6 protein-coding genes are annotated in these 7,616 nt (G+C 71.7%); all 6 read right to left on the minus strand.

Annotated features, from left to right (window positions below):
• Positions 1 to 21 precede the first annotated feature (21 nt).
• Positions 22 to 1,359 carry an erythromycin esterase family protein gene (locus ACFZDE_RS33765; protein ID WP_391206606.1) on the minus strand — a complete coding sequence of 446 codons (1,338 nt, stop codon included), beginning with the start codon at positions 1,357 to 1,359 and terminating at the stop codon, positions 22 to 24.
• A gap of 86 nt (positions 1,360 to 1,445) precedes the next feature.
• On the minus strand, positions 1,446 to 2,195 hold the full coding sequence (locus ACFZDE_RS33770; protein WP_391206609.1) for an alpha/beta fold hydrolase: 750 nt from the start codon (positions 2,193 to 2,195) through the stop codon (positions 1,446 to 1,448).
• Between the two features lie 36 nt (positions 2,196 to 2,231).
• Complete coding sequence (locus ACFZDE_RS33775; protein WP_391206630.1) at positions 2,232 to 3,410, minus strand: cytochrome P450; 1,179 nt, start codon at positions 3,408 to 3,410, stop codon at positions 2,232 to 2,234.
• Between the two features lie 21 nt (positions 3,411 to 3,431).
• Entirely contained in the window at positions 3,432 to 4,781 is a 1,350-nt protein-coding gene (locus ACFZDE_RS33780; protein WP_391206633.1) for an MFS transporter, read from the minus strand.
• The gene (locus tag ACFZDE_RS33785; protein WP_391206636.1) at positions 4,781 to 5,761 is read right to left on the minus strand and encodes a TauD/TfdA family dioxygenase; all 981 of its coding nucleotides are present in this window, start codon (positions 5,759 to 5,761) and stop codon (positions 4,781 to 4,783) included. The genes ACFZDE_RS33780 and ACFZDE_RS33785 overlap by 1 nt, the downstream gene beginning before the upstream one ends.
• Positions 5,762 to 5,784: 23 nt before the next feature.
• Positions 5,785 to 7,616 (minus strand): condensation domain-containing protein (locus ACFZDE_RS33790; protein ID WP_391206639.1); only part of this gene is annotated, 1,832 nt, incomplete at its 5' end.

The following is a 7,616-nucleotide window of genomic DNA, read 5'->3' on the forward strand; positions in this document are numbered from 1 at the left end:
CGCTCGCCCGCCCCGGAAGCGTCAGCGGGGAGGTGACAGCAGCCGGGCCGACGTGACGTGGCGCAGGTGGAAGAGCACGTCGTGGAAGTCCGCGGGGGCGATTTGGTGGGGGCGTTCCGGGTAGGACGTGCCGATGCTGCGGGTGGGCCGGGGCGTGTTCAGCCAGGCGCGCGCCGGAGCGGGGGCGGTGCGCAGGTCCAGGAAGAAGTCATCGGGGCGCACCTGGTTGAGGAAGCGTTCCGTGCTGCCCGGCGCCGGGGCCCCCACGGTGTGGACACGAGCCGTGCCGTCGGGGTCCGTCGCGTTGAACGATCCCTCGCCGAAGGTCGTGGCGACGCTGATGTAGTCCTTGCCGAGCCGGTCCCGCAGGAACGCGCCCTGCATGCGGGGATATCGCGGGTCGGAGGTGCGGTAGGCGATGTGGCTGTTGTGGGCGGACAGCAGCACCTTGTGGCCCGTCCGGGCGGCCCACCAGGCGACGTTGTCCGCCATCAAGCCGTCCCGGTAGCCCATGGACTTCCTCAGCTGGCCGGGGTCGTCGAAGTCGAAGGCGTAGCCGCGCGCGGTCTGCGCCAGCGCCCGCGCGTGCTGGACCGCCCAGGCGTGGGCCTCCCGGGTCGTCGTGGAGGGGACCGGCCCGCGGGCGAGGAGGGACAGCGCCGTCTCCGCGCGGACGGCCATCGCCCGGCGCTCGGCCAGGGGCCGGGTCAGGTAGGACTTCATGTAGGTGCCCGCCGACGTCGTGGGCCGCAGTCCCCGGTACAGCGCGGTGACACGCGGCAGCAGGCCGGGCAGGTGCCGGGCCGTGTACCGGAGCACCTCGTCGTGCAGTTCCGGGCCCGCGTAAGCGAAGTCGTCGCCCATGAAACGCAGTTGGTCCCGCGGATGCCGGAGGTTGTACGCGCGCATCCACTCGATGAGAGCCAGGTACTCGTCGGTGTTCCACCACGCGTAGGTGTCCTGGAACTCCTCCCGCATGATGCGCCGCGGGTCGCCCTCGCCGGTCCGGACGTACGCGTCCAGCCGGAGGCCGGTGCTCCAGCTCGTCTCCAGCGCGAAGGTGCGGAAGCCCTTGTGCTCCACCAGGTAGCGCAGCACGCGGTGCTTGAGCGTGAAGAACTCGTGCGAGCTGTGCGTCGCCTCGCCGAGCCCCACCACCCGCGCGTCGCCCACCATGCGCCCCAGGGGCCGCAGGTCGCCCAGGTCGCCGCGCGGGCCGGTGGTGCGCAACGGGTGGGCACCGCGCTCCGCGGCCGCCACCGCGCGTGTCACGGGGGGTGGCGGCGTGCCGGAGCCCACGATGCCCGTGCAGAACAGCAGCCCCACCAGCAGGATGAGTACGGACCGGTTTCGCGTCATGAGACCAGGTTCCGCTTCCGGCCGGCCTCAGGACATCCGACCCACCCCCGACTTCGGTGCGCGCTGTCCCGACCTCGGGCATGCCACTAAACCGGAAGAGACCGTGCCGGTTTCATGGCGATACGGGCCACCTCCTCGGCTGCCGGTACGAGGTAGAAGTGGTCGCCCGGCAGAACGGTGAGGCTGAAGGAACCCGAGGTGACCGCGCGCCAGCCTGCCGCCTCGTCGGGGGTGACCTGCGGATCCCGGTCACCGGTCAGGGCATGGACGGCGGCCCGCAGCACCGGCGCGTCGGTCCGGCGGCGGTAGGCGTCGATCAGGCGGTAGTCGTTGCTGATGGCGGGCAGGAGCAGCTCCCGCAGGTCGGGGTCGCTGAACACGGCGGCGTTCGTGCCGCCCAGGGACCTGACCGCCGCGACGACCTCGTCGTCCGTCCGCACCGCAGGCCCAGCGGAACCGTCCGGGGACCGGCCCGAGACGCACAAGCGGGTGACGTGCTCGGCTCCCGCCTGTTCCAGGCGCAGGAGCGTCTCGTACGCGACGGCCGCGCCCATGCTGTGACCGAAGAACACGGTCGGCAGCGCCGGCAGGGCCAGCAGTTCACCGGCGACTGCCGACACCAGCGGATCCATCGCCGGAACCAGCGGCTCGCGGAACCGGTTCTCGCGGCCCGGGTACTGGACGGCCAGCAGCTCCACCGAGGGGTCCACGTACTGCGCCCAGGGGCGGTAGAAGCTCGCCGCGCCGCCCGCGTGGGGAAAACAGACCAGACGGCGTGCGGGGCGTTCGGGCCGGGTGTGACGGGTCAGGTACGGCGAGGGCGGGGACAGGGGCATGCGGGGTTCCGATCTTCAGCAGGGGGTGTCCGGGGATCAGCGCCAGTCCATGGTCACCTCAAGGCCGCTGTAGCCCTGTACGAGGTTGGAACGCATCCAGCGCACCTCACCGGCCAGTTCCACTCCCCGCGCGTCGGTGGCCAACTCCCGCAGCAGGGCGTGCAGTTCCAGACGGGCCAGCGCGGCGCCGAGGCAGTGGTGGGGGCCGTTGCCGAACCCCAGGTGCCGGTTGGGCGCGCGGTCGGGAAGGAAGCGGTGCGGGTCGGGGAAGAGCCGCTCGTCGCGGTTGGCGGCGGACAGCCACGCCACCACGGGCTGCCCCTTGCGGATCTCCTGGCCGCCGATCTCACAGTCCGCGGTGGCCACCCGCAGGACGTGCGCCGCCGGGGACGTCCAGCGGACGACCTCCTCCACAGCGGGCTTGGCGAGGTCCGGGTCGTCGTGCAGCGCGTCCAGAGTGCCGGGGAAGGCCTGGAAGGCGTGGAAGGCACCGGTGATCGAATGGCGCGTCGTCTCGTTGCCGCCGATCAGCACGTTGTCGCAGTTGACGAGCACGTCGTCGACACTGAGCCGGCCGTCCGCCAGCAGGGCGCTGACCAGGTCGGAACCGGGCCGGCTTCGACGCCGCTCGATCAGTTCGTGGAAGTAGAAGAGGATCTCCGTGTGCGCCTCGGCCGGTGTCATCCTGTCGAAGCTGCTCTCCTCGCCACCGAAGGCGTGGTTGGTCAGGTCGATCAGATGTTCCCGCTCGCTCAGCGGCACTCCGATGACCTCGCAGACGATGGCGGCGGGGAGCCGCGGGCCGACGCTCACGGCGATGTCGGTGGAGGCCTCGGAGCGCAGCCGGTCGATGACGTCCCGCACCTCCCGGTGCAGCACGGACTGGAGTTCGGGGGCGCGCAGCCGCGAGAGGAACGGCCCGATGAGCCGCTTCAGCGTGGTGTGCCAGTCGCCCTCGCTCACCACCAGCATTCTGCCGCCGGAGTGGTCGGGGTGTTCGGCGTCGAAGCCGATCATCATGCCGTGCTCGGACGTGAAGGGCGCCTTGGGGGAGAGGACGGTGGAGACGTCGCGGTGGGAGAAGACCGACCAGAAGCCGGACGGGGAGAGGCCCGGATCGCTCCAGACCTTCGCGTCCGCCTGGACGTACTCCTGCCACATGGCGAAGCGGGCCTCGGAGGTGTAGAGATCGGGGTTGGCCAGATCACGGGGCATGGGAATGTCTCTGCCTGCCTGTCATGGAACGGGGAAGGAGGAGCCGCGGGCCGCAACCGCGGCGGGCGATGCGGCGTCGGTGGTGTCGGCCGGGTCGGCCGGGTCGGCCGGGTCGGCCGGGTCGCCCGGGTCGGTGCCGGGCGGTTCGGACTCGTCCGCCGGCGGCTCGGGTTCGTGGCGCAGCGCCGGGTTCAGGGAGGTCAGCAGGGCGACGACCGCCATCACCACGGCGCAGCCGAGCAGGCCGGCGAACCGCCCCGCCACGTCCAGCACGACGCCGCCCGCCAGTGGGGCGACGGCGCCGCCGCCACCACTGGCGATGGCCGCGACGCTCACCACCCGCCCGCGGTGGCTGTCCGGTGTGAGCTTCAGCTGCCACGTGGTGAAGTACGCGTTCGCCGTCGGTGCCGCGAAGGCGATCGCTCCCAGCAGCACCCCCGGGGTCCAACTGCCCGGCAGGGTCGCGATCCCCGCTGTCAGCACGACGAACGCCCACAGCACGACATGGATGGGCCGGGCACCGGTCAGGGCGCGCTGAAGCAGGGGAGCGGCGAGGGCGCCCAGCAGGCCGCCGACGCCGAGCAGCGCGGCCATCACCCCGATCAGCCCGGTGGCCATGCCGCTGGTCTGCGCGGAGGCGATGACGATGAAGTAGATGGTGCCGAAGAAGAAGTTCGTCGCCGTAGCGCAGATCAGGCCCACGCGCAGGAACGGGTGGGACGTGATCCAGCGGACCCCCTCCCACAGCCCCCGCCCGCCGATCACCGGCGGGTCGGCCGGGGTGGGGGCGGCCCGGGGCGGCCGCTTCAGGAACAGCAGCAGGACCAGTCCGACGAGATGCGCCAGGCAGCCGGCGACGAACGGCAGGGCGTTCTTCACCGTCAGCAGGAACCCGCCGGCGGATGTGCCGGCGAGCTGCCCGGCGTAGGTGCGTGCCCCGTTCATCGCCACCGCGTCCGAGAGCCGTTCCTCCGCCACCAGGCTCGGGATCATCGCCTCCCCGGCCGCCATCGTCAGTGCGGTCGCCGCACCGTTGACCAGCGCGAGGAGCACCAGCGCCGGCAGCGACACGACGTCCGCCCACAGCAGCAGGGCGAGCGCACCGAACACGGTGACCAGTGCCGCCTGGCACCACAGCATCACGCTCCGGCGGTCGTAGCGGTCGGCGACGGCTCCGGCGGGCAGCCCCGCCAGGAGCATCGCCGCCGCGTCGACGAATCCGATGATGCCCGCCTGCGAGGGCGAACCGGTCAGCGTCAGCACGATCAGCGGCAGGACGATCAGCGACGTGCTGTACGCGAACTCGCCGAGCGTCGAACTCACCCACAGCAGTGTGAATCCGCCGCCCCGCCGCGACTTCCCGGGCCTCATCAGCCGAGGAGACGCGAACGCGACTTCGTCCGCACGTACGTGCGCCGCAGATCGCGGACGAGGCTCGTGCGCTTGAGCCAGCGGTCGGTCCCGTCGTAGCGGGGGGTGAACGTGTCGCGGCCGTGGACAGCCCGGTGGTTGTCGACGAACACGGCGTCGCCGGGGTTCAGGACGACCCGCTCCGCGGTGGCGGCGAGCAGTTCGGCGGCCGTCTCCAGGGCGGTCTCGGCCTCCGTGTCGCCGGGCATCGCCTCGGTGAAGTCCGCGTCGATCCGCAGGTACGGGGCCTCCTCGGGGCCGAAGAGCACCGACGCCACCTCGTGCGGCCGGTCCTCGAGCGCCGATGGGTTCTCCGTGGTGTGCTGCGGCACCACGTGGTGGGAGTCGTCCGGGAAGAACCGGAAGCGATCCTGGTGCAGCACCCGCCGCACCGGCTCGGGGAAGTTCACCGACTCCACCAGCGCCACCGTCGTGCCCACCGCGTCGGGGTTGCGCAGACACATCAGCGCCACGTAGTCACCGCGGCAGGAGTGGAAGACGTCCTCCGTGTGCAGGGTGAGCTGCTGCCGGCTGCTCGCGCTCGTCAGCGAGTTCTCCTGCCCCCTGGACGGGCAGACGTCATGGACGAGGCGTCCGTTCTGCTGGTTGACCCAGCCGAACGGCTCACCGAGCACCGAGCCGGTGAGCATCAGCACCAGTTCCTCGCGGATCGCGGATTCCTCCTTCTCCGCTACCTGCCAGCTGGGTGGCGTGGGGACGAGGTCCTCGGCCAGGGGCAGGTTGCTCAGCACGATCACGGCGTCCTCGGCGGCGCGGGAGGAGACGAGGAACCGGCGCACCCCCACGGGGAGCCGCTCCGCCTCGGCCCGGATCCGGTCCGCGTACTCCAGCGGCGCCCAGACGGGGCGGTCGGCCAGGAACTCGTCCGCGACCGCGGCCACCTGGTCCTTCTCGTCGTCGCTCAGGACATAGCGAGCCACAGCAAAGCCTCCGATGTGTGTAGTCAGTTACCGGCCGCGGCGGCGATCTGCCGCAGGGCGGTGGCGAAGTCGTCCGCGAGCGCGCGGACGGTGGCGGGGGAGTGCGCGGACGGCGCGTACAGCCAGTCGACGCGCAGTTCGCCGTCGCTGACGGCGGCGACGATGTCGATCAGGTGCGGGCGTTGCCCGCCGGGTGCCTGGTCGGCGCCGAGTGCGTCCAGCCGCCCCCGGATCAGCCCGTCGCCGTCGGCCGTGCCGTCCCACTGGCCCAGATAGTTGAAGCTGATCCGCGGGTGCGGGGCGGCGGCCAGGGCGGTGTGCGCGGCACTGCCCGGTTGTGCCAGGTAGCGCAGGGCTCCGAAACCGAGCCCCCGCCCGGGCAGTCTGCGCAGGGTCTTCTTGACGGCCTTCAGCGCCGTGTCCCACGGCCCCTCGGGCACGTCGAGGGTGACGGGATAGATGGTGGTGAACCAGCCGACCGTACGCGACAGGTCCACATCGTCGAACAGCTCCTCGCGGCCGTGACCTTCGAGGGCGATCGTCACCGGCGCACCGGCCCAGTCCCGCAGAACACGGCCCAGCGCGGTCAGCAGCACGTCGTTGATCCGCGTGCGGAACGCGCCGGGCACGCGCTGCAGCAGTGCCTCGGTCACCGGCCGGTCCAGCGTCGACGACTCGACGGCGACCTCGCCGTACGTGCTCACCGCCGGCCCGTCGCACGGGACCACCACGGAGGCGGACACGGCCTTGCGCCAGTACGCCGTCTCGTGGTCGAGGCCGCCGGAGCGCACCAGTTCGGCCAGCCGTCGCGACCACGTCCGGTAGCTGCTCGACTTGGCGCCCAGCGCCGCCGGGCGACCCGCGGCGAGCTCCTCGTACGCGGCGACCAGGTCCTCCAGGACGATCCGCCACGACACACCGTCCATCACCAGGTGGTGCACGGCCAGGAACAGGCGGGGCGGTGCCGCGTCCGGCATGCGCGCGAACACACCCCGCACCACGGTGCCCGAACGGAGGTCCAGCGCGTGCTGCGCCTCCAGCGCGGCGTCGTTCAGCGCCTGCTCGATGTCGGCCGCGGCCGACAGGTCCCGGACGTCGAGCAGCCCTTCGGGGCGCTCGCCGTACTCCTGGACCCAGCCGCCCGCGTCGTCCACCGTGTACCGCATGCGCAGGGCGTCGTGGTGGTCCACCACGGCTTCGAGGGCACGCCCCAGCAGGACGGGGTCCGTGCCCGGGGCCAGCGACAGGTGGACGGACATCGCGTAGTGGTCGGGAGCCGACGGGTGCTCGGCCAGGAACCACCGCTGGACGGGGGTCAGTTCGACCCGGCCCGCCCTCTCGGGCGCCTCCTCCCCGGCGACCGCGGCATCGGCTCCCGCCCGCTCCACGGCGGACGCCAGCTCGGCGATGGTCTGGTGGACGAACATCAGCTTGGAGGTCAGGTGGAGGCCGGTCCGGCGGGCGTGGGAGATGACCTGGATGGAGAGGATGGAGTCGCCGCCGAGCTCGAAGAAGTTGTCGTGGATGCCGACCTTCTCCACGCCGAGGACGTCGGCCCAGATGGCGGCGAGGGTCTCCTGGGTCTTGTCGTGAGGTGCCTCGTAAGGGGTGGTGGTGACTTGTTCGGTCCGAGTGCCGGGGTGGGGGAGTGCGCGGCGGTCGACTTTGCCGCTGGGGGTGAGGGGGAGCTTGTCGAGGGGGATGAAGGTGGCGGGGATCATGTAGTCGGGGAGTGTTTGGGCCAGGTGGGTGCGGAGTTGGGTGGTCGGTAGGTCGGTGGTGGTGACGGTGTAGGCGGTGAGTCGGCGGTGGCCGTCGGTGTTTTCGTGGGTGGTGACGACGGCTTCGTGGATGT

Origin of the sequence: Streptomyces sp. NPDC007929 (assembly GCF_042959065.1) — a bacterium.
Classification (GTDB): Bacteria; Actinomycetota; Actinomycetes; order Streptomycetales; family Streptomycetaceae; genus Streptomyces.

Excerpts from the sequence above, each read along its gene's own strand:
- ACFZDE_RS33765 (WP_391206606.1), bottom strand. The coding sequence starts at position 1,359 with ATGACGCGAAACCGGTCCGTACTCATCCTGCTGGTGGGGCTGCTGTTC.
- ACFZDE_RS33770 (WP_391206609.1), bottom strand. The coding sequence starts at position 2,195 with ATGCCCCTGTCCCCGCCCTCGCCGTACCTGACCCGTCACACCCGGCCC.
- ACFZDE_RS33775 (WP_391206630.1), bottom strand. The coding sequence starts at position 3,410 with ATGCCCCGTGATCTGGCCAACCCCGATCTCTACACCTCCGAGGCCCGC.
- ACFZDE_RS33780 (WP_391206633.1), bottom strand. The coding sequence starts at position 4,781 with ATGAGGCCCGGGAAGTCGCGGCGGGGCGGCGGATTCACACTGCTGTGG.